The organism is Rhodococcus sp. NPDC058532 (assembly GCF_042719255.1).
GTDB lineage: Bacteria > Actinomycetota > Actinomycetes > Mycobacteriales > Mycobacteriaceae > Rhodococcus_G.
Map to the genome: position 1 here is coordinate 82600 of NZ_JBHXNU010000014.1, position 18884 is coordinate 101483.

Below are 18884 nucleotides of genomic sequence, written 5' to 3' on the forward strand. Positions count from 1 at the left end.
CATGATCGACTTCACAGCACCCGAGCACCCGGCGACCGAGGCCCCCGTCATGGAGTGGGACGCCTGGGGAGTCGGCGAGTTCCGCAAGCAACTCTCCCCGCAGGTCCTGTCCCTGCTCGGGGCGGCGCTCGGGGTCGACGCGGCGCAGGCCGCCGCCCCCGCCGAGTCCGACGTCGTGCTGCGGCCCAGCTCCCTCACCGACGCGCACCGCCGCGCGCTCAAGGACCTGCTCGGATCCGACAACGTCCGCGCCGACTCCGCGATCCGGCTCCGCCACGCGGGCGGAAAGTCCACACCCGACCTGTTGCGCCGCAAGGACACCGCGGCGCAGGACGCCCCGGACGCGGTGGTCCTGCCCGCCTCCCACGAGAACGTCCTCGCCCTCCTGCAGTGGTGTGCCAGGAACACGGTCGCGGTGGTCCCGTTCGGCGGCGGCACCAGCGTCGTCGGCGGACTCGACCCGGTCCGCGGCGGCTTCGACACGGTGATCGCGGTGGATCTGCGGCGCCTGAACGCGCTCGTCGACCTCGATCCGGTGTCCGGGATCGCGACCCTGCAGGCGGGTGTGACCGGACCGCAGGCGGAGGAACTGCTCGGGGTGCACGGCTTTTCGCTCGGCCACTTCCCGCAGAGCTTCCAGTTCGCGACGATCGGCGGATTCGCCGCGACCCGCTCGTCCGGGCAGGCGTCCGCGGGCTACGGCCGGTTCGACGACATGGTGCAGCACCTGCGGGTTGCGACCCCGGCAGGCACCCTCAGCCTCGGCCGCGGCCCGGCGTCGGCCGCGGGACCGGACCTGCGCGAGCTGCTCGTCGGCTCGGAGGGCACCTTCGGCGTCATCACGGAGGTCACCGTCCGGGTGCACCCGGTGCCCGCGACCACCGCCTACCGCGCCTGGTCGTTCCCCGACTTCGAGACCGGCGCGCACGCACTGCGGACGGTGGTCCAGACCGGCGCCGCACCGACGGTGATGCGCCTGTCGGATGAGGCGGAGACCGGCATCAACCTGGCGCTGGCCGGGGACATCGGTGGCGAGAGCCCCACGTCGGGATGCCTGGCCATCACCACGTTCGAGGGCACCGAGGCGCACGTGCGGGCCCGCTCCGAGGAGGCGGGCGCCCTGCTCGCCGCCGCAGGCGGAACCGACCTCGGCGACGGGCCCGCCCGATCCTGGGAGCACGGCCGCTTCTCCGCCCCCTACCAGCGCGATGCACTGCTGAACGCGGGCGCGGTCGTCGAGACCCTGGAGACGGCGACCACCTGGTCCAACCTGGCGACCCTCCGCGACGCCGTCACCACCGCCCTCACCGAATCCCTCACCGCGCAGGGCACCGCGCCCCTCGTGATGTGCCACATCTCGCACACCTACCCGACCGGCGCGTCGCTGTACTTCACGGTCGTGTGCGCGCAGGCCGCGGATCCGCTGATCCAGTGGTCCGCGGCCAAGCGCGCCGCGGGCGATGCCATCGTCGCGGCGGGCGGAACGATCACCCACCATCACGCCGTCGGCCGGGATCACCGCCCGTGGATGGCGGACGAGGTCGGCGAGCTCGGTGCGAGCGTCCTGCAGGCGGTCAAGGACGCGCTCGACCCCGTCGGCATCCTCAACCCCGGCAAGCTGATCCCATGAGATCGGTGACGGTGCTGACGAACCCGCACGCCGGCGGCGGACACCCGCACGAGGTGGCCGCGGCCGCGACGGCGCGCCTGCGCGAGCGGGGCATCGACATCACCGCGATCGAGGGCGGCTCCCCTGCCGAGGCCCTGCAGCTGGCCCGCGCCGCGGTCGAGGCAGGCACCGACGCCCTCGTCGCGGTCGGCGGCGACGGGCTGATCAACATCGCCTGGCAGGCGGTCGCGGAATCCGGGGTGCCGCTGGGCATCATCCCCGGCGGGACCGGCAACGACCATGCCCGACTGTTCCACATCCCGGTCGACGACCCGGTCGCGGCGGCGGACATCGTCGCCGAGGGCGAGACGGCCGACGTCGACCTCGGACGGGTCACCGTCGGCGCGGCCGCGCACTGGTTCGGCACGGTGCTGTGCGGCGGTTTCGATTCCCTCGTCACCGAACGGGCGAACCGGATGCGCTGGCCGCGGGGCCCGATGCGCTACAACCTCGCGATGCTCGCGGAACTGGCGAGCCTGCGGGCGATCCCGTATCGGATCGTGCTCGACGACCGCACCCTCGATCTGGACGCGGCGATGGTCTCGATCGGGAACGGCACCTCGTACGGCGGCGGGATGCTCATCGCGCCGGACGCGAGCCTGACCGACGGACTGTTCGACGTCGTCGTCATCGCTCCGGGCAGCCGATGGAAGCTGGTCCGGCTGTTCCCCACCGTCTACAAGGGGACCCACGTGTCGCTCGACGAGGTGCGGGTCTTCCGCTCCGCCTCGGTGCGGGTGGAGGCGGCGGGTATCACCGCGTACGCGGACGGGGAACGGATCGCGCCGCTGCCGATCGACGTCCAGACCGTTCGGGGGGCCGGGCGCGTCATCGTCGGCGCTCCGGTCCACTGACCCACGCCCCAGGATTGAATGGGGGTTCAGGTGCCACCGTGCCGCCGGAAATGCGCCATGAACCCCCATTCACCGCATCGCGGCGGGCGGGTCAGAACGAGAACAACTCGAACCCAACCGCCCGCGGCGCCGGGAATCCGGGCTTCGGACCGGTTGCCATCTCCACCTGCGCGGCGGCCTGCTCCGCGACCGGGACGTCGCTGAGCGCGGCGAGGTAGCGGGCATGCTCGGCAAGGGACGCGACCGCGAGGTCGACCGTTGCCGTCACGTCAGCGGCGTGCGTGTGCCCGGACGGCCCGGTCACCGCCGCCCACCGCACACCCGACCAGCGCGGTTCGGGCAGGTCCGGGAAGATCCACTCGTTCGCGGCGTCCGCGATCGCGTCCAGTGCGGCCAACCCGACGGCCCGGTGGTCGGCGCTGTTGCGGCGTCCGGGGACCACGGCCTCGTGATGAGTCAGGGTGACGACGATCTCGGGCCGGTGCCTGCGGATCGCCCCGGCGATCGCGGCGCGCAGCGCCGGGCCGTACTCGACGGTGCCGTCCCGGAGGCCGAGGAACTCGACCTCGGTGACCCCGACGACCCGGGCGGACCGGAGTTGCTCCGCCTCCCGCAGCGGTCCGCACTCGGCGGGCGGGACCCCCTCGATCCCCGCCTCCCCCCGCGTGACGAGGACGTAGCGGACGTCCTTGCCCTGCGCGGTCCACCGGGCAACGGCCGCCGCGCAGCCGTATTCGATGTCGTCGGGATGCGCGACGATCACCACGCCGCGCTGCCAGTCCTCGGGAATCGGTTCGATCGTGGGCTCCATGCCAACGAGCATGCCGCCGGATACCGGTTCGGGTGGCGAGACGCGCCCGGGCAGCACGCCTAGATCTTCGTGACCTTCTGCGAGTCCGAATCCGAGAACGCCTTGACCAGCAGGTACACACCGAACACCACGGCGCTGACGGCGAGGATCCAGAACAGGCCCTTCACCAGCACCCCGACCAGGGCCAGTGCGATCCACACCAGCGCAACGACACCGAGAATCTTCCAGAACACGATGGTTCTCCGTTTCTTGCGGGCCGAACCACCACGAGTTGGCGGTCCGCTGCCGTCCAGCCTGACAGGATCGCGCCGGTAAATCACCAGCTCAACGGCAAGATCAGGGAAAGATCAGGGTGAACCCCCATGCCCCGCGGCCGCCCCGACCGGGTGGAGGAGCCCATCGGCCGACGCGCCTGACATAAGCTCGACCGGTCCCCGCCACCTAGGAGCTCTGCACCACCCGTGTCCTCCCGAATCTCCGGCGCCCCGGCACTGACCGCGCGCGACCTCGCCCAGGTCGCGGTCTTCGCGGCGCTGATCATCGCCCTCGGCCTGCCCGGCACCATCACCATCGGCACCTCCGGCGTGCCGATCACCCTGCAGAGTCTCGGCGTGATGGTCGCGGGCGCGCTCCTCGGCGCCCGCAAGGGATCGCTGGCCGTGCTGACCGTGATCGCGGTCGGGATGGCGCTGCCCGTCCTCGCAGGCGGGCGCACCACCCTGACCGCGCTGGCCAGCCCGACCGCGGGCTTCCTGATCGGCTGGATCCCGACCGCCGCGCTGATCGGGTGGCTGACCGTCAAGGCGCTGCCCCGCTACAACGCGATCGTCGGGACCCTGATCAACCTGCTCGGCGGGATCGTCGTGCTGTACGCCTGCGGGATCGCGGGCATGCTGCTGCGCACCGACCTGACGCTGGTGGCCACGCTGTCGGCGAACGTGACCTTCCTTCCCGGCGACGCGATCAAGGCGGTGGTCGCCGCCGTCGTCGCCGCCCAGGTGCACCGGGCGTACCCCGCCCTGCTGACCGGCCGCCGGGCGCCAGCGGCGCCCGCCGCCGACGCCGCCTGACCCCGCCGATGACCGAGATCCGGTTCCGGTCCGTCGCGCACCGCTACGGGGAACGCGCCGTCCTGCGCGAGGTGGACCTGACCCTCACCGAATCCCGCATCGGGATCGTCGGTGCCAACGGCAGCGGCAAGTCGACACTCGCACGAATGATCAACGGGCTGGTGGTCCCCACCGCCGGGACGGTGACCGTCGACGGACTCGACACCGCCCGCGACGGCAGGAAGGTGCGTCGCAAGGTGGGGTTCGTGTTCACCGACCCCGACCATCAGATCATCATGCCGACCGTCGCCGAGGACATCGCGTTCTCCCTCAAGCGGTCGGGGCTGCCCGCCGCCGACCGGGACGCGCGGGTCGCCAGCGTGCTCGGCCGGTTCGGGCTCGCCGGGCACGCCGACCACCCCACCCACCAGCTGTCCGGCGGGCAGAAGCAGCTGCTGGCGCTCGCGGCGATCATGGTCACCGAGCCCGAGGTGATCGTCGCCGACGAGCCGACCACGCTGCTGGACCTGCGCAACACCCGGCTGGTCTCGGACACCTTCGCGGCGCTGCCGCAGCAGCTGATCGCGGTGACCCACCATCTGGACCTGCTCGCGGACTTCGACCGGGTCATCGTCATCGACTCCGGGGGCGTCGCCGCCGACGGCGCGCCCGCCGAGGCGATCGGCTTCTATCGACGGCTCGCCGGGTGACGACGCTCGGCCTGTACCGACCGGGGCGGTCCGTGCTGCACCGGCTGCCCGCGGGCGGGAAGCTGATCGGGTTGGTGCTGTTCCTCATCGGGCTCGCGGCGTTCGTTCGGCAGCCGTGGCAGCTGGCGCCCGCCGCGGTCGTGGTGATCGCCGGGTTCGGCATCGCCCGCATCCCCGCACGGGTGGTGCTCGCCCAGTTGCGTCCGGTGCTGTGGATGCTCGCGTTCATCGCGGTGTTTCAGGTCGTCTTCACCGGGTGGCGACGCGCGCTGGTGGTGTGCGGGGTGCTGCTGCTGTCCGTCGCCGTCGCGGCACTGGTGTCCCTGACCACCCGGGTACTGGACATGCTCGACGCGCTGCACCGGATCCTCGGGCCGTTCCGGCGGTTCGGGGTGGACCCCAACCGGGTCGGTCTGGTGCTGGCGATGACGATCCGCTGCATCCCGCTGCTTGCCGGGCTGGTCGCCGAGGTGACCGAGGCCCGCAAGGCCCGTGGTCTCGGCTTCTCCCTGCGGGCCCTGGCCGTCCCGGTCGTGATCGGTGCCGTCCGCACGGCCGACGCGATGGGCGAGGCCCTCGCCGCGCGCGGCGTCGACGACTGACGAACGCGGGTCGGAAAACGACGCCAGGCCCGGACGATGTCCGGACCGGGCCTGGCGTCGGTGTGGAACTACTGCGCGGCGGGACCCTCGGTCTTCGGGGCAGCCGCCGGGGTCTGCGGCGCTGCCGCCGGAGTGGCACCGCCCCCCGACGGAAGCGCGTCGCCCTTCATCGAGGCGCGGATCTGCTCGAGACGACTGTGGCCTGCCATCTGCACGCTGGCCTGCTGGACCTCCATCATCCGTCCCTGGACGGAGTTCTGAGCCAGCTCCGCGGAGCCGAGCGCGTCCGCGTAGCGGCGTTCGATCTTGTCGCGCACCGCGTCGAGGCTGGGGGTGTTGCCCGGCGCGGACAGGGTGGCGTCCATCGACCGCAGCGAGTCGCTGACCTTCTCCTGCATCTTGGCCTGCTCGAGCTGGCTGAGCAGCTTGGTGCGCTCGGCGACCTTGGCCTGCAACGCCATCGCGTTCTGCTCGACGGCCTTCTTCGCCTGCGCGGCCGCCTGCAGCGACTGGTCGTGCAGCACCTTCAGGTCCTCGACGGACTGTTCGGCCGTCACCAGCTGTGCGGCGAAGGCCTCGGCGGCGTTGGTGTACTGGATCGCCTTCTCGTTGTCGCCCGCGGTGGCGGCCTGGTCCGCCAGGGTGACGGCCTGACGAGCGTTCGCGTTGAGCTTCTCCACCTCGTCGAGCTGGCGGCTCAGCTTCATCTCCAGCTGGCGCTGGTTGCCGATGACCGATGCGGCCTGCTGCGAGAGTGCCTGGTGCTGGCGCTGCGCGTCCTCGATTGCCTGCTGAATCTGAACCTTCGGGTCCGCCTTCTCGTCGATTTTCGAGTTGAAGAGCGCCATCAGGTACTTCCAGCCCTTGACGAACGGGTTAGCCATGGGTGTGATCCTGCCTCCATCTGATGCGCCGCGTCATCCGCGACCCGGTGCGCGACCGTCGCACACCGCCTTGCGCCACTGTCCTCGTCGAATCTACAGCGATCCGGCACCACCGCGAACCATCCGCGCCGACCCGAATCCGGTCCGGCTGAAGCGAGCGGACCGACCGAACCGCCCCCGAGCGGACCGTCAGGCGGCGGCCAATGCCGTCGCCTGCGGCGCCGGAATCACCACCCGGGTGTCCCCGTCGATGCGCGGCGCCGCCGCGTGCACGACCTCGGGCATCGCGGAGCCCGCGGTCTCGGTACTGACGGCCCCGGCACGTACCGCGGTCGCGTCCGACAGCGTCTCGCTGACGTCGTGGAGCACGTCCGACAGCGGAACGTCGAGCGCGTCGCAGATCGCGGCGAGCAGTTCGCTCGACGCCTCCTTCCGCCCCCGTTCGACTTCGGAAAGGTATCCCAGGCTGACACGCGCCGAGCTCGACACCTCGCGCAGCGTGCGGCTCTGGGCCACCCTCGTGCGCCGCAGACTGTCCCCGAGCGCTTCTCGCAACAACACGGTCATCTGGCACCTCCTTCACTTGCCCCCGACGGGTCGTACGACGAGTCCTGTTGGTTCAACGAGCCGCCATGTCGAGTTGGTTCCCGACCCTATCCCGCCGCACCGGAACGCACGCGACCGAGGACGTCCGACACGGCCTCGGCGACGGCCGCGCGGCGAATCTCCCAGCGACCACCCGGCAACGTCAGCCGCCGGACGGCGACCCCGTCCCGGCCCGCGACCCCGAGGAACACCGTTCCGACCGGGGTGCCGTCCTGCGGGTCGGGTCCGGCGACACCGGTGAGCCCGATCCCCCAGTCCGAGCCGCAGCGCGCGGCAGCCCCGGTGGCGAGTTCGGCGGCGGTGCTCGCGGCGACCGGGCCGTCCGCGGCGAGCGTCGCCGCCGACACCCCGGCCAGGCCTACCTTCAGGTCAGTGGCGTACACGATCAGTCCGCCACGCAGCACAACACTGGCGCCGGGCACGCCCGCGATCGTCGCGGCAAGCAGCCCGGCGGTCAGGGATTCGGCGGTCGCGACGGTTTCCCGTCGTTCGGTCAGCGCCGCAACCAGCGCGACGACCTCGGTGCCGTCGGTCAGCGGATCGGTCATGGCGCCGGGTGGCGGGTGTGCACGCCCGCGCGCAGCCGGATCGACTGAATCACGTAGTCGAGTCCGGTAACGACGGTGAGCAACACCGCGGCACCCATCAGGACGGCGGCCGCGGTCGCCACGGCACCGGACAGCGGCAGCAGATACAGACCGATCGCGACGGACTGCACCAACGTCTTGACCTTGCCGCCGCGGCTGGCCGGGATCACCCCGTGCCGCAGGACCGCGAACCGCAGGACGGTGACGCCGATTTCGCGGGCGGCGATGACGCCGGTCACCCACCAGCTCAGGTCACCCAGGATCGACAGGCCGACGAGCGCCGCGCCGATCAGGGCCTTGTCCGCGATCGGGTCCGCGAGTTTGCCGAAGTCGGTCACCAGCCCGTACTTGCGGGCCACCTGGCCGTCGATCCGATCGGTGATCGCCGCGATCGCGAACACCGCGGCCGCCGCGATCCGCCACGGCGTCTCGTGCCCGTCGCCGACGAACAGCAGAAGCAGGAACACCGGGACCAGCAGGATCCGGAGCATCGTCAGCACGTTCGCGATGTTCAGCACCGGGACGGGGCGCCCAGCCGCCGCGTCGGAGCCCTCGGTCGACGACACCGCGAGACCGTCCGAGGCCCGCTGCTGCGCGGTCATTTTCGGGCTCCGCGACCGGCGCAACGGGGGCGCACGCCCGAGGCGTCAGCGACGCGGGCGGAGATAAGACGGGACGGCACATCGCCCAGAATATCGTTTCGTGCCCCGACTACTGTTCACCCCATGACTTCAGGCGTTGCCCAGTCCGACCCGGACCCGCTGCTCGTCCGCCGCGCACGCACCTCGGACGTCCCGGACATCAAGCGCCTGATCGACATCTACGCCGGCCGCATCCTGCTGGAAAAGAACCTGGTGACCCTGTACGAGGCGGTGCAGGAGTTCTGGGTCGCCGAGATCGGCGGCGAGGTCGTCGGCTGCGGCGCGCTGCACGTGCTGTGGGGCGACCTGGGTGAGATCCGGACCGTCGCGGTCGACCCGACGGTGAAGGGACGTGGTGTCGGCCACCTCGTTGTCGCCCGATTGGTCGGCGTTGCGCGGCAACTCGAACTCGAGCGGGTCTTCGTGCTCACCTTCGAGGTCGACTTCTTCGCCAGGCACGGCTTCGTCGAGATCGAGGGCACCCCGGTGACCGCGGAGGTGTACGCGGAGATGTGCCGGTCCTACGACACCGGTGTCGCCGAGTTCCTCGACCTCAGCTACGTCAAGCCGAACACGCTCGGCAACACCCGCATGCTGCTGACCCTCTGACCCGCCCCTGCCTCCCCCAACGAAAGCGAGTTCCGATGCCCGTCATCGCCGTCGAATACAGCTATGCCGCCGCGACCGCGGCGGCCCGCGACGAGATCCGCCCCGACCACCGCGGGTGGCTCGCCGGCCTCGTCGACGCGGGCACCGTCCTGAGCACCGGCCCGTACGCCGACGGCAGCGGCGCGCTGATTCTCGTCCGAGCCGTGGACGTCGACGCCGCCCGCGCCCTGTTCGCCGACGATCCGTTCGGGCGGGCGGGCCTCGTCGACCGTGCCCGGTTCACCGAGTGGACGCCGGTGATGGGCGCCTTCGCCTGACGCAGGTGCGCCCCGCCCCGCGGACGCGGGACGGGGCGGACAAGCGATCACGCCGTGGTCGTCGGCTCCTTGTCCTTGTCGCCACGGGTCTTGATCAGGCTGGCGACGGTCGTGACGATCAGCACGCCGATGATCACGGTCAGCGAGAACGCGATGCTGATCTCGGGGACCGTGACGTGCTCGCCGCCGTTGACGAACGGCAGGGTGTTCTCGTGCAGCGCGTGTAGCACGAGCTTGACGCCGATGAACGCCAGGATGATCGACAGACCGTAGGACAGGTACACCAGCCGTTCGAGCAGGCCACCGATCAGGAAGTACAGCTGCCGCAGGCCCATCAGCGCGAACGCGTTCGCGGTGAAGACGATGTACGGCTCCTTGGTCAGACCGTAGATCGCCGGAATCGAGTCGAGCGCGAACAGGATGTCGGTGAAGCCGATCGCGATGAGGGCAAGGAGCAGCGGGGTGACGAAACGCCTGCCGTCGATCTTGGTGACCAGCTTGTCGCCGTCGTACACCTCGCTGACCGGCACGAACCGGCGCACGATCGAGACCATCCGGTTCTCGCGCTTTTCCTCCGCGTCTGCCTCGTCACCGTGGTCCTTGACCAGCTTGATCGCCGTGTACACGAGGAAGAAACCGAACAGGTAGAAAACCCAGCTGTAGGCGTTGATCGCGGCCGCGCCGACGGCGATGAACACACCGCGCAGCACCAGCGCCATCACGATGCCGATCAGCAGCACCTTCTGCTGGTATTCGCGGGGCACCGCGAAGCTGGACATGATGATGACGAACACGAACAGGTTGTCCACCGAGAGCGCCTTCTCGGTGATGTACCCGGCGAAATACTCACCGCCGGCGCCGGTTCCCCACTGCCACATGACGAACAGGCCGAACAGGATCGCGATGCCGATGTAGACGGCCGACCAGAAGCCGGACTCCCGCAGGGTTGGTGCGTGCGGTGTCCGCACGTGCGCGAAGAAGTCGAAGACGAACAGGCCAAGGATCACCACGCAGGTGACGATCCAGATCAGGGGTGTGATGTGCACTCGTAGACCTCCGGTAGTCGATCAGGACACCGGAGGTCTCTCCCGCCGAACGTCACCGGCCGGCCGCGTCACCGCGTGCCGCCCCGGGTCGATCGACCGACAACCCCGGAGCGGCGACGGCGCCGATCGTGTTGACGAGGTTGCCACGGATCACGGGGATACTCCCCTCCAAAGCCTCCCCATTCAATCACAGCATCGGCCGCTCGCCACGAACGAGCAGGTCAGTCGTCGGACGGGGATTCGTCCGGGTCGCCGCCGCGGATCGACCACAGCAGACCGTCCAGTTCATCCGGTTTGATCAGCACCTCGCGCGCCTTCGACCCCTCGCTCGGCCCGACGACGCCGCGGGTCTCCATCAGGTCCATCAACCGCCCCGCCTTCGCGAACCCGACCCGCAGCTTGCGCTGCAGCATCGACGTGGATCCGAACTGGCTGGTCACCACCAGCTCGACGGCCTGCAGCAGCACGTCCATGTCGTCGCCGATGTCGGGGTCGACGTCCTTCTTCTCGGCGGCCTTGGCGGTGGTGACGCCCTCGGTGTATTCGGGTTCGGCCTGATTCTTGGTGAAGTCGACGACGGCCGCGATCTCCTCGTCGGTGATGAACGCGCCCTGCATGCGGGTCGGCTTCCCCGCGCCCATCGGCAGGAACAGCCCGTCGCCCATGCCGATCAGCTTCTCCGCGCCGGGCTGGTCGAGGATGACCCGCGAGTCGGTCAGCGACGACGTCGCGAACGCGAGCCGGGACGGCACATTGGTCTTGATCAGGCCGGTGACGACGTCAACCGACGGCCGCTGCGTGGCCAGCACCAGGTGGATTCCCGCGGCGCGCGCCTTCTGGGTGATCCGGACAATCGCCTCCTCCACGTCGCGGGGGGCGGTCATCATCAGGTCCGCGAGTTCGTCGACGATCGCCAGGATGTACGGGTACGGCCGGTACACCCGCTCGCTGCCGAGCGGCGCGGTGATCTCCCCCGACCGGACCTTCTTGTTGAAGTCGTCGATGTGCCGGACCTTGTTGGCCTGCATGTCCTGGTACCGCTGCTCCATCTCCTCGACCAGCCACGCCAGCGCGGCTGCCGCCTTCTTCGGCTGGGTGATGATCGGCGTGATCAGGTGCGGGATGCCCTCATAGGGCGTCAACTCGACCATCTTGGGGTCGATCAGGATCATCCGGACCTCGTCCGGGGTGGCCCGCTGCAGCAGTGACACCAGCATCGAGTTGACGAAGCTGGACTTGCCGGAACCGGTGGAACCCGCGACCAGCAGGTGCGGCATCTTCGCCAGGTTCGCGCTGACGAAGTCGCCCTCGATGTCCTTGCCGAGGCCGATCACCAGCGGATGGTGGTCCTTACGCGTGGACGGGGCGGTGAGCACGTCGGCGAGCCGGACCATCTCGCGGTCCGTGTTGGGCACCTCGATACCGACCGCGGACTTGCCGGGGATCGGCGCCAGCAGCCGCACATTGTCGGTCGCGACCGCGTACGCGATGTTGCGGGCCAGGGCGGTGATCTTCTCGACCTTCACACCCGGACCCAGTTCCACCTCGTAGCGGGTGACGGTCGGACCGCGGGTGTAGCCGGTGACAGCGGCGTCGATCTTGAACTGCAGGAGCACCTCGGAGATCGCGTCGATCATCGCCTGGTTCGCGGAGCTCCCGGTCTTCGGTGGATCGCCGTCGATCAGCAGCGACGCGGGCGGCAGCGTGTAGTCGCCCTCGACCACCCGATCCGGGATCAGCATCTCCGGTTCGTCGTCGGCCTTCGGCGGCGGTGTCGCCGCCTGCTTCGGCTTGGGCTTCGGTTTCGGCTTCGGCGCGGGTGGCGCGGCGGGTGCGGCCGGGGCGGCGAACTCCGCGTCCGGGACGAGCACCTCGGTCGGCGCGTATCCCTCGTCGAGCGGATAGTTCGATTCCGGGTCCGTCGCGACCGGATGGTCGTCGAAGCGGGCGTACCCGGACGAGTTCACGCCGTACCGACCGGAGCCGTCCGCGGCGCGGTCGTCGTCGACCGGGTAGCCGTCGGCGTCGAAGAGCGCGGGGTCGTAGTCGGCCTCGGCGCGCCGCCGAGACGGGCGCAGATTGCGCAGCCCCCTGAGGTAGTCCGGCTCGTGGTCGCCGTACTCGGAGCCGACGTCCTCCTCGTCGTCATACGGTTCGTGCTCGCCGTCCGAATGCGACGCCCCGACCAACGCCCGCAGCCGCGCCGGAACCTCGCGGACCGTCGTCCCCGTGAGCAGCAGGACACCGAAGCACATCGCGAGGAGCAGCAGCGGCACCGACAGCCAGAAGGTGACGCCGTCGGTGAGCGGGCCGCCAGCGACGGACCCCACGATGCCCGCCCCCGTTGCGCGCCCGTCCGCGTCCCGCGGTTCCCCGCTGATCACGTGGTAGACGCCGAGCGCGGGGACCGCGACGAGCAGCGACCCGAGCACCAGACGGGGACGGATGTCGGGTTTCGGTTCGGTGCGCATCAGGATCACCGCGACCACGACACCGACCACGGGCAGCATCGCAGCGGCACCGCCGAACAACCCCCGAACCCCGGTTTCGATCCACCCGCCGACCGGGCCGCCCGCCGAGAACCACATGGCGGCGGCGATCACCGCACTGACCGCGATCAGGCCGAGCGCGATCCCGTCCCGCCGATGCCCGTGCTCGATGTCGCCCGCGCGCCCGACGGTGCGGGTCGCGGCCCCGACCCCGCGGGCCATCAGCGTCCACCCCCGGCCGAGTCCGGCGCCGACGGACTGGAGCGCGCCGCCCGACTTCCGGGGCGCGGGCCTACGGTTCGCGGGCCTGCGCGTGGCGGGTCGCGGCGCCGTTGCCTTGCGGGGGGTGCTGACGGTCTTCGTGGTCCGGCTGCGCGCCGTCGCGCCCTTCGCTCCCGCCCCCTTCGCGCCCCGGGCGGCCGACGACCCACCCGAGGCCCCGCCCCGCGGTGCGGACCGCGGCGTGCTCGTGGTGGATCGGGTCCCGGACTTACCTGCCATGACGGCCAGGTTAGTCGCTCCAGCCCCACCGGGACCATCCGCAACACTCGCCCCAGCGCCGGAGCAGCGCGATCAGACGCCCCGCGTCAGCGCCCGGACCGCGGCGACCGCCCGGTCCGGGCCGTCCAACGCGACCCGGACCGCGTCGCGGCCGAAGCCGTACAACACCAGCTCCGGCGGCGTGCCCACCACGGTCACCTGATCGGCCCCCGCCACCTGGCGCGGGATCACCCGCCGCCCCTCCCCCGCCTCGACGACGACCGTGCACGGCGCCCTCCGGAACGCCATCCGCGTCATCCGCTTCGCCAGCGACCACAGCGGACCGTCCCAGTCGGCACCCAGGTCCCGCGGCTCCCAGCCGGCACCGGCGCGCCGGACGTCCTCGTGGTGCACGAACATCTCCCCCAGGTTGGCCTGCGCGTCGAACCAACGCAGCGGCGACCAGGCGGGCGGGCCGGTCCGCACCAGCTTGAGCAGCTCCGGGTACGGGCGGGCGGCGATCCCCGCCTGCACCCGCGCGGTGTGCCCGGCCAGGGGCGCCACCAGGATCCCCGGCGCCGCGTCGAGTCGACGTTCCCGCAGGATCAGGTGCGCGGCCAGGTCGCGGGTGGTCCAGCCCGCGCACAGCGTCGGCGCCTCCGGTCCGACCGAGGTCATCGTCGCCACCAACGCGAGTCGTTCGTCATGGGCGAGGCTCATGGCGCGCACGCTACCGCTCCCCGCGCGTCGGCGGGGTCCACGCCCTCGATAGCGTGCCGACATGACCGCCGCCGAGATGATCGTCATCGCCCTCGCCGGGTTCTGCGCGGGCGGCATCAACGCGATCGTCGGATCCGGCACCCTGGTCACCTTTCCCACCCTCGTTGCGTTCGGCTACCCGCCGGTGGTAGCGACGATGTCGAACGCGGTCGGTCTCGTCGCGGGCGGCGTGTCCGGGACGTGGGGGTACCGCAGGGAACTGCGCGGCCAATGGGATCGGCTGCGTTGGCAGATCCCCGCCTCGCTGCTCGGCGCCTGCCTCGGCGCGTGGCTGCTGCTGCACCTGCCGGACGAGGCGTTCGTGACAATCGTCCCCGTCCTGCTGGTCGGCGCGCTGACCCTGGTCATTGCCGGGCCGCGGATCCAGGCGTGGGCGCGGGCAAGGGCGGAGGCAGCGGGACGCACCGCCGACCACGTCGGGACGGGTCGGATGCTCGCGCTGACCGCGGGCACGTTCGCGGTCGGCGTCTACGGCGGATACTTCACGGCCGCGCAGGGCATCCTGCTGGTCGGCGTGATGGGCGCCCTGCTTCCGGAGTCGATGCAGCGGATGAACGCGGCGAAGAACCTGCTCGCACTGCTGGTGAACATCGTCGCGGCCGCCGCGTACACCCTGGTCGCGTTCGATCGGATCGACTGGGCAGCGGCGGGGCTGATCGCCGTCGGTTCGCTGATCGGTGGGTCGATCGGCGCCCGCTATGGTCGCCGGCTGTCCCCGAACGCGCTACGCGCCGCGATCGTGGTGCTCGGCCTGATCGGCCTGTGGCGCCTGCTGGCCTGACGTGACGCGACCCCCGGTGCGGAGGCACCGGGGGTCGCGTGAGGTGACGATGCTAGACGCCGATGACGGTCGGCACGATCATCGGCCGACGCCGGTACTTGTCGGCGACCCAACGGCCGACGACGCGGCGGACGGCCTGCGCGATCCGGTGGGTATCGGTGACACCCTCCCCGGCGAGCCGGGCGAGTTCCGCCTCGACGAGCACCGCCGCCTCCTTGAGCGCGGCCGGGTCGTCGGAGAAGCCGCGCCCATGCACCTGCGGGGTGCTCACGGCCTTGCCGGTGTGCTGGTCGACCGCGAGGGAGATCGAGATGAACCCGCCCTCGCCGAGCACCAGCCGGTCCGAGAGGGTCGAGTCGCCGACGTCGCCGACCGAGTTGCCGTCCACGTAGACCATCCCGACCGGGACGCGGCCGACGATCTCGGCGAGCCCGTCGACCATGTCGACGACGACGCCGTCCTCGGCGAGCACGATCCGCTCCTCCGGAACACCGGTCGCGGCGGCGAGGGCGGCGTTGGCGCGCAGGTGCCGCCACTCGCCGTGCACCGGCATCGCGTTCGTCGGCCGCACCGCGTTGTACAGGTACAGCAGCTCACCCGCGGACGCGTGCCCGGAGACGTGCACCTTCGCGCTCTGCTGGGTGACGACGGTCGCGCCCCGCTTGGCGAGGCCGTTGACCACCGCGAACACCGAGTTCTCGTTGCCGGGGATCAGCGACGACGCGAGCACGACCAGGTCGTTGGCGCGGATGTTGATCTGGCGATGCTCGCCGCGGGCCATCCGCGACAGCGCGGACAGCGGCTCGCCCTGCGAGCCGGTGGAGATCAGCACGAGCCGGTCGTCGGGCAGGTTCGCGGCGGTGTCGATGTCGACGACCACCCCGTCCGGCACGGTCAGGTAGCCGAGATCCTGCGCGATCTGCATGTTCCGGACCATCGAGCGACCGACGAACGCGATCTTGCGCTTGTAGCGGACCGCGACGTCGACGACCTGCTGGATCCGGTGCACGTGGCTGGCGAAGGATGCGACGATCACCCGCTGCTTCGCCTTGCCGATGACGCCGTCGAGGACCCCGCCGATCTCGCGTTCGGGGGTGACAAAGCCGGGGACCTCGGCGTTGGTGGAGTCGACGAGGAACAGGTCGACACCCTCGTCGCCGAGCCGCGAGAACCCGGCGAGGTCGGTGAGCCTGCCGTCGAGCGGCAGCTGGTCGAGCTTGATGTCACCGGTGTGCAGCGCGACACCCGCGGAGGTCTTGATCGCGACCGCGATCGCGTCCGGGATCGAGTGGTTGACCGCGAAGTACTCGCACTCGAACGGGCCGTGGGTGGTCATCTGACCCTCGACGACCTCGACGAGGTTCGGCCGCTGCCGATGCTCGCGGCACTTGGCCGCGACCAGCGCCAGGGTGAACTTCGCCCCGATCACCGGCACATCCGGGCGCATCCGGAGCAGGAACGGCACCGCGCCGATGTGGTCCTCGTGGCCGTGCGTGAGGACGATCGCCTCGACGTCGTCCATCCGGTCCTCGATGTGCGCGAAGTCCGGCAGGATCAGGTCGACGCCGGGCTGCTGGTCCTCGGGGAAGAGCACGCCGCAGTCGACGATGAGCAGCTTGCCCTTGTGCTCGAAGACGGTCATGTTGCGGCCGATCTCGCCGATGCCGCCGAGCGCGACGACCCGCAGGCCGTTGTGCGGTGCCTTCGGCGGAAGACCGAGCCGCTCGGTCGGGTCGACAGCGGCGAGTCCGTCGGGGCGACCCTTCGACTGCCTCGGCGCCTTGTTTCCGCCCTGGCCGCGACGGCGCCGCGGCGCCTTGTCCTTGGCCTGCTTCTCCTGCGCCGGTTCGGCTGCCCGCTCGGCCGCCGCCTTCCGGGACTTCGCCGCCTTGGCCGGGGCCGCCTTCGCGGGGGCGGCCGTCGCGGGGGCGGCCGTTGCCGGGGCCGCCTGCGCCGGGGCGGCCGTCGCGGGGGCGGCCTTCGCGGGGGCGGCCTTCGCGGGGGCGGCCTTCGCGGGGGCGGCCTTCGTCGCGGGCGCAGTATCGGGCACGTGGGTCACGATCGGCGTCTCGGGAGCCGCCTGCGCGATGCTCGGCGGTCCGGCCTGGCGGCGCGCGCTGCGGCGGCGCTCCGGGCGGGTCACGACAGTGCTCCCGCCGCGCGCAGATCCGCTGCCAGTTCCTCGACTTGCGTTGGTGTCGGCGGTACCTGGGGCAACCGCGGATCACCGACCTCGATGCCCTGCAGTCGCAGTCCAGCCTTCGACCCGGTGACACCACCGAGGCGGCCGAACGACCGGATCAGCGGGAGCATGCTGGCATTGATCTGCGTGGCCCGGGCGACGTCACCGGACCGGTAGGCGTCGAGCAGCTCACCCAGCCTGCCGGGCACGAGATGCCCGATGACGCTGACGAATCCGACGGCGCCGACGGACAGCCAGGGCAGGTTCAGCGGGTCGTCACCGGAGTAGAACTCCAGGTCGGTGTTAGCGATCAGCTCGGCGCCGGCGACCAGATCACCCTTGGCGTCCTTGACCGCCTTGATCCGGGGGTGCTCGGCGAGCCGGTAGATGGTCTCGGTAGCAATCGGAACGACCGAACGCGGCGGAATGTCGTACAGCATCACCGGCAGGTCGGTGGCGTCGGCGACCGCGGTGAAGTGCGCGAGCAGGCCGGCCTGCGGCGGCTTCGAGTAGTACGGGGTGACGACCAGCAGGCCGTGCGCACCCGCGCGGGCGGCATCCCTGGCCAGTTCGACGCTGTGCGCGGTGTCGTTGCTGCCCGCGCCAGCGACGATCTTGGCGCGGTCGCCGACGGCGTCGATCACCGCGCGCATCAGTTCGAGCTTCTCGGTTTCGGTGGTGGTCGGAGACTCCCCGGTGGTGCCGGCAAGCACCAGGCCGTCACAGCCTCCGTCGACGAGATGGGTGGCCAGCCGCACACCCGCATCCACGTCCAGCTTTCCGTCGGCAGTGAACGGGGTCACCATCGCGGTCAGGATGGTGCCGAACGGACGCTCGACTGGTGCGGATTCAGCATTGGTCATGGTTGTCAAGGTTACCCGGTGGCGCCGCCCACTTCGCACACCGATCACACCCGGCCCGCGACGCCCGGTCAGGCGCCGGCGTCGAACTCGCTGACCGCCACCTCGGAGCCGTCGGCGAGCGTCGCAATCTCAAAGTCGCCGAACACGTTTGGCGCGGCAACGATCAGCTGCCGCAGGCACTCGACCGCGACCTCCCGGATCTCGACGTCCGCGTGCTCGGTGGCGCGCATCGCGATGAAGTGCCGCCACGCCCGATAGTTGCCGGTCACCACCAGGCGCGTCTCCGTCGCGTTGGGCAGCACCGACCGGGCGGCCTGCCTGGCCTGCCTGGCCCGCAACGATCCGTTGGGCACGCTGGCGAGTGCGACATCGAGCGCGTCGAGGAGGTCGCCGTAGGCCGCGCGACTGGCCTCGGTCGCGGACTCGAACAGCGCCTCCAGTGCGGGGTCGCCCGCGATGGCGGGCGGCACGACGACGTTGGCGTCGCGCTCGGACACCGACCGCTGCGACAGCTGCGAGAACGACAGGTGCCGATGCCGGATCAGCTCGTGGGTGCACGAGCGCGAGATGCCGGTGACGTAGAAGCTGACGCTGCCGTGCTCGAGCACCGAGTCGTGCCCGACCTCGAGCAGATGCCGCAGATACCCGGCGTTGGTCGCCGTGCGCGGGTTCGGCTTGCTCCAACTCTGGTAGCAGGCCCGCCCGGCGAACTCGACGAGCGCCTGACCCCCGTCGGCGTCCGTGTCCCACGGGACATCCGCGGGCGCGAGGAACTCGGTCCTCGCGATCAGCTGCACGTTCAGGGACACCGCTCGCCGCACGGAATCATGCGCCACCGGACCACCGCCTTCCCTCCGTCGCCGCGAATCGGCTCCTGCCCGCACCCTATCCACCCCCACCGCCCCCACCACTCCGAGTGAACGG

20 protein-coding genes are annotated in these 18884 nt (G+C 70.9%); 8 read left to right on the plus strand and 12 right to left on the minus strand.

What is annotated here, in order from left to right; translation table 11 throughout:
* Position 1 precedes the first annotated feature (1 nt).
* Positions 2-1630, plus strand: coding sequence for an FAD-binding oxidoreductase (locus ACFWQG_RS16995; protein ID WP_378508802.1), 1629 nt, complete (start codon positions 2-4; stop codon positions 1628-1630).
* On the plus strand, positions 1627-2523 hold the full coding sequence (locus ACFWQG_RS17000) for a diacylglycerol kinase (protein ID WP_378508803.1): 897 nt from the start codon (positions 1627-1629) through the stop codon (positions 2521-2523). The genes ACFWQG_RS16995 and ACFWQG_RS17000 overlap by 4 nt, the downstream gene beginning before the upstream one ends.
* Positions 2524-2614: 91 nt before the next feature.
* Here ACFWQG_RS17000 and ACFWQG_RS17005 read toward each other — a convergent pair whose 3' ends face one another.
* Positions 2615-3322: a PIG-L deacetylase family protein gene (locus ACFWQG_RS17005; protein ID WP_378508860.1), complete on the minus strand. Its 708-nt coding sequence runs from the start codon at positions 3320-3322 to the stop codon at positions 2615-2617.
* Between the two features lie 71 nt (positions 3323-3393).
* Positions 3394-3567: a hypothetical protein gene (locus ACFWQG_RS17010; protein WP_378508804.1), complete on the minus strand. Its 174-nt coding sequence runs from the start codon at positions 3565-3567 to the stop codon at positions 3394-3396.
* Positions 3568-3795: 228 nt separating this feature from the next.
* Between ACFWQG_RS17010 and ACFWQG_RS17015 the strand changes: the two genes are divergently transcribed.
* From ACFWQG_RS17015 to ACFWQG_RS17025, 3 genes are read left to right on the plus strand one after another with little or no spacing between them, the layout of a single operon-like run.
* Positions 3796-4404 (plus strand): biotin transporter BioY, encoded by a 609-nt coding sequence (locus ACFWQG_RS17015; RefSeq protein ID WP_378508805.1) that lies wholly within the window; start codon positions 3796-3798, stop codon positions 4402-4404.
* Positions 4405-4412: 8 nt separating this feature from the next.
* The gene (locus ACFWQG_RS17020) at positions 4413-5093 is read left to right on the plus strand and encodes an energy-coupling factor ABC transporter ATP-binding protein (RefSeq protein ID WP_378508806.1); all 681 of its coding nucleotides are present in this window, start codon (positions 4413-4415) and stop codon (positions 5091-5093) included.
* Positions 5090-5695, plus strand: coding sequence for an energy-coupling factor transporter transmembrane component T family protein (locus tag ACFWQG_RS17025; protein WP_378508807.1), 606 nt, complete (start codon positions 5090-5092; stop codon positions 5693-5695). The genes ACFWQG_RS17020 and ACFWQG_RS17025 overlap by 4 nt, the downstream gene beginning before the upstream one ends.
* A 68-nt stretch (positions 5696-5763) precedes the next feature.
* Here ACFWQG_RS17025 and ACFWQG_RS17030 read toward each other — a convergent pair whose 3' ends face one another.
* The 4 genes from ACFWQG_RS17030 to pgsA all read right to left on the minus strand — a co-directional run bounded on the left by ACFWQG_RS17030 (position 5764) and on the right by pgsA (position 8374).
* Positions 5764-6579, minus strand: coding sequence for a PspA/IM30 family protein (locus ACFWQG_RS17030; RefSeq protein ID WP_378508808.1), 816 nt, complete (start codon positions 6577-6579; stop codon positions 5764-5766).
* Positions 6580-6768: 189 nt separating this feature from the next.
* On the minus strand, positions 6769-7146 hold the full coding sequence (locus ACFWQG_RS17035; RefSeq protein ID WP_378508809.1) for a helix-turn-helix domain-containing protein: 378 nt from the start codon (positions 7144-7146) through the stop codon (positions 6769-6771).
* A gap of 86 nt (positions 7147-7232) precedes the next feature.
* Complete coding sequence (locus ACFWQG_RS17040; protein WP_378508810.1) at positions 7233-7733, minus strand: CinA family protein; 501 nt, start codon at positions 7731-7733, stop codon at positions 7233-7235.
* Positions 7730-8374 carry a CDP-diacylglycerol--glycerol-3-phosphate 3-phosphatidyltransferase gene (gene pgsA / locus ACFWQG_RS17045; protein ID WP_378508811.1) on the minus strand — a complete coding sequence of 215 codons (645 nt, stop codon included), beginning with the start codon at positions 8372-8374 and terminating at the stop codon, positions 7730-7732. The genes ACFWQG_RS17040 and pgsA overlap by 4 nt, the downstream gene beginning before the upstream one ends.
* 123 nt (positions 8375-8497) lie before the next feature.
* Here pgsA and ACFWQG_RS17050 point away from each other — a divergent pair, with 123 nt between their 5' ends.
* Together ACFWQG_RS17050 and ACFWQG_RS17055 are read left to right on the plus strand one after the other, a co-directional pair.
* Positions 8498-9022 carry an amino-acid N-acetyltransferase gene (locus ACFWQG_RS17050; RefSeq protein WP_378508812.1) on the plus strand — a complete coding sequence of 175 codons (525 nt, stop codon included), beginning with the start codon at positions 8498-8500 and terminating at the stop codon, positions 9020-9022.
* Between the two features lie 35 nt (positions 9023-9057).
* Entirely contained in the window at positions 9058-9339 is a 282-nt protein-coding gene (locus tag ACFWQG_RS17055) for a YciI family protein (RefSeq protein ID WP_378508813.1), read from the plus strand.
* A 47-nt stretch (positions 9340-9386) separates the two neighbouring features.
* Here the strand turns inward: ACFWQG_RS17055 and ACFWQG_RS17060 are convergent, their stop codons facing one another.
* From ACFWQG_RS17060 to ACFWQG_RS17070, 3 genes are all read right to left on the minus strand, one after another.
* Complete coding sequence (locus tag ACFWQG_RS17060) at positions 9387-10385, minus strand: TerC family protein (protein ID WP_378508814.1); 999 nt, start codon at positions 10383-10385, stop codon at positions 9387-9389.
* Between the two features lie 221 nt (positions 10386-10606).
* Positions 10607-13375 carry a DNA translocase FtsK gene (locus ACFWQG_RS17065; protein WP_378508815.1) on the minus strand — a complete coding sequence of 923 codons (2769 nt, stop codon included), beginning with the start codon at positions 13373-13375 and terminating at the stop codon, positions 10607-10609.
* Positions 13376-13447: 72 nt separating this feature from the next.
* Positions 13448-14074, minus strand: coding sequence for a TIGR03085 family metal-binding protein (locus ACFWQG_RS17070; RefSeq protein WP_378508816.1), 627 nt, complete (start codon positions 14072-14074; stop codon positions 13448-13450).
* 61 nt (positions 14075-14135) lie between these two features.
* Between ACFWQG_RS17070 and ACFWQG_RS17075 the strand changes: the two genes are divergently transcribed.
* Positions 14136-14915 (plus strand): sulfite exporter TauE/SafE family protein, encoded by a 780-nt coding sequence (locus ACFWQG_RS17075; protein WP_378508817.1) that lies wholly within the window; start codon positions 14136-14138, stop codon positions 14913-14915.
* A gap of 52 nt (positions 14916-14967) precedes the next feature.
* On the opposite strand, the gene ACFWQG_RS17080 is transcribed toward ACFWQG_RS17075, so the two are convergent.
* The 3 genes from ACFWQG_RS17080 to thyX all read right to left on the minus strand — a co-directional run bounded on the left by ACFWQG_RS17080 (position 14968) and on the right by thyX (position 18781).
* On the minus strand, positions 14968-17058 hold the full coding sequence (locus tag ACFWQG_RS17080; RefSeq protein WP_378508818.1) for a ribonuclease J: 2091 nt from the start codon (positions 17056-17058) through the stop codon (positions 14968-14970).
* A complete protein-coding gene (gene dapA / locus ACFWQG_RS17085; RefSeq protein WP_378508819.1) occupies positions 17055-17960 on the minus strand; it encodes a 4-hydroxy-tetrahydrodipicolinate synthase in 906 nt (301 codons plus the stop codon). The genes ACFWQG_RS17080 and dapA overlap by 4 nt, the downstream gene beginning before the upstream one ends.
* A gap of 68 nt (positions 17961-18028) precedes the next feature.
* Positions 18029-18781, minus strand: coding sequence for an FAD-dependent thymidylate synthase (gene thyX / locus ACFWQG_RS17090; RefSeq protein WP_378508861.1), 753 nt, complete (start codon positions 18779-18781; stop codon positions 18029-18031).
* Positions 18782-18884: the final 103 nt, after the last annotated feature.

Bases quoted from the DNA above. Each gene is read 5' to 3' on its own strand.
- ACFWQG_RS17035 (WP_378508809.1), bottom strand. From the start codon at position 7,146: ATGACCGTGTTGTTGCGAGAAGCGCTCGGGGACAGTCTGCGGCGCACG.
- ACFWQG_RS17075 (WP_378508817.1), top strand. From the start codon at position 14,136: ATGACCGCCGCCGAGATGATCGTCATCGCCCTCGCCGGGTTCTGCGCG.
- pgsA (WP_378508811.1), bottom strand. From the start codon at position 8,374: ATGACCGCGCAGCAGCGGGCCTCGGACGGTCTCGCGGTGTCGTCGACC.
- ACFWQG_RS17065 (WP_378508815.1), bottom strand. From the start codon at position 13,375: ATGGCAGGTAAGTCCGGGACCCGATCCACCACGAGCACGCCGCGGTCC.
- dapA (WP_378508819.1), bottom strand. From the start codon at position 17,960: ATGACCAATGCTGAATCCGCACCAGTCGAGCGTCCGTTCGGCACCATC.
- ACFWQG_RS17070 (WP_378508816.1), bottom strand. From the start codon at position 14,074: ATGAGCCTCGCCCATGACGAACGACTCGCGTTGGTGGCGACGATGACC.
- ACFWQG_RS17050 (WP_378508812.1), top strand. From the start codon at position 8,498: ATGACTTCAGGCGTTGCCCAGTCCGACCCGGACCCGCTGCTCGTCCGC.
- ACFWQG_RS17000 (WP_378508803.1), top strand. From the start codon at position 1,627: ATGAGATCGGTGACGGTGCTGACGAACCCGCACGCCGGCGGCGGACAC.
- ACFWQG_RS17040 (WP_378508810.1), bottom strand. From the start codon at position 7,733: ATGACCGATCCGCTGACCGACGGCACCGAGGTCGTCGCGCTGGTTGCG.
- ACFWQG_RS17030 (WP_378508808.1), bottom strand. From the start codon at position 6,579: ATGGCTAACCCGTTCGTCAAGGGCTGGAAGTACCTGATGGCGCTCTTC.
- ACFWQG_RS17020 (WP_378508806.1), top strand. From the start codon at position 4,413: ATGACCGAGATCCGGTTCCGGTCCGTCGCGCACCGCTACGGGGAACGC.
- ACFWQG_RS17055 (WP_378508813.1), top strand. From the start codon at position 9,058: ATGCCCGTCATCGCCGTCGAATACAGCTATGCCGCCGCGACCGCGGCG.
- ACFWQG_RS16995 (WP_378508802.1), top strand. From the start codon at position 2: ATGATCGACTTCACAGCACCCGAGCACCCGGCGACCGAGGCCCCCGTC.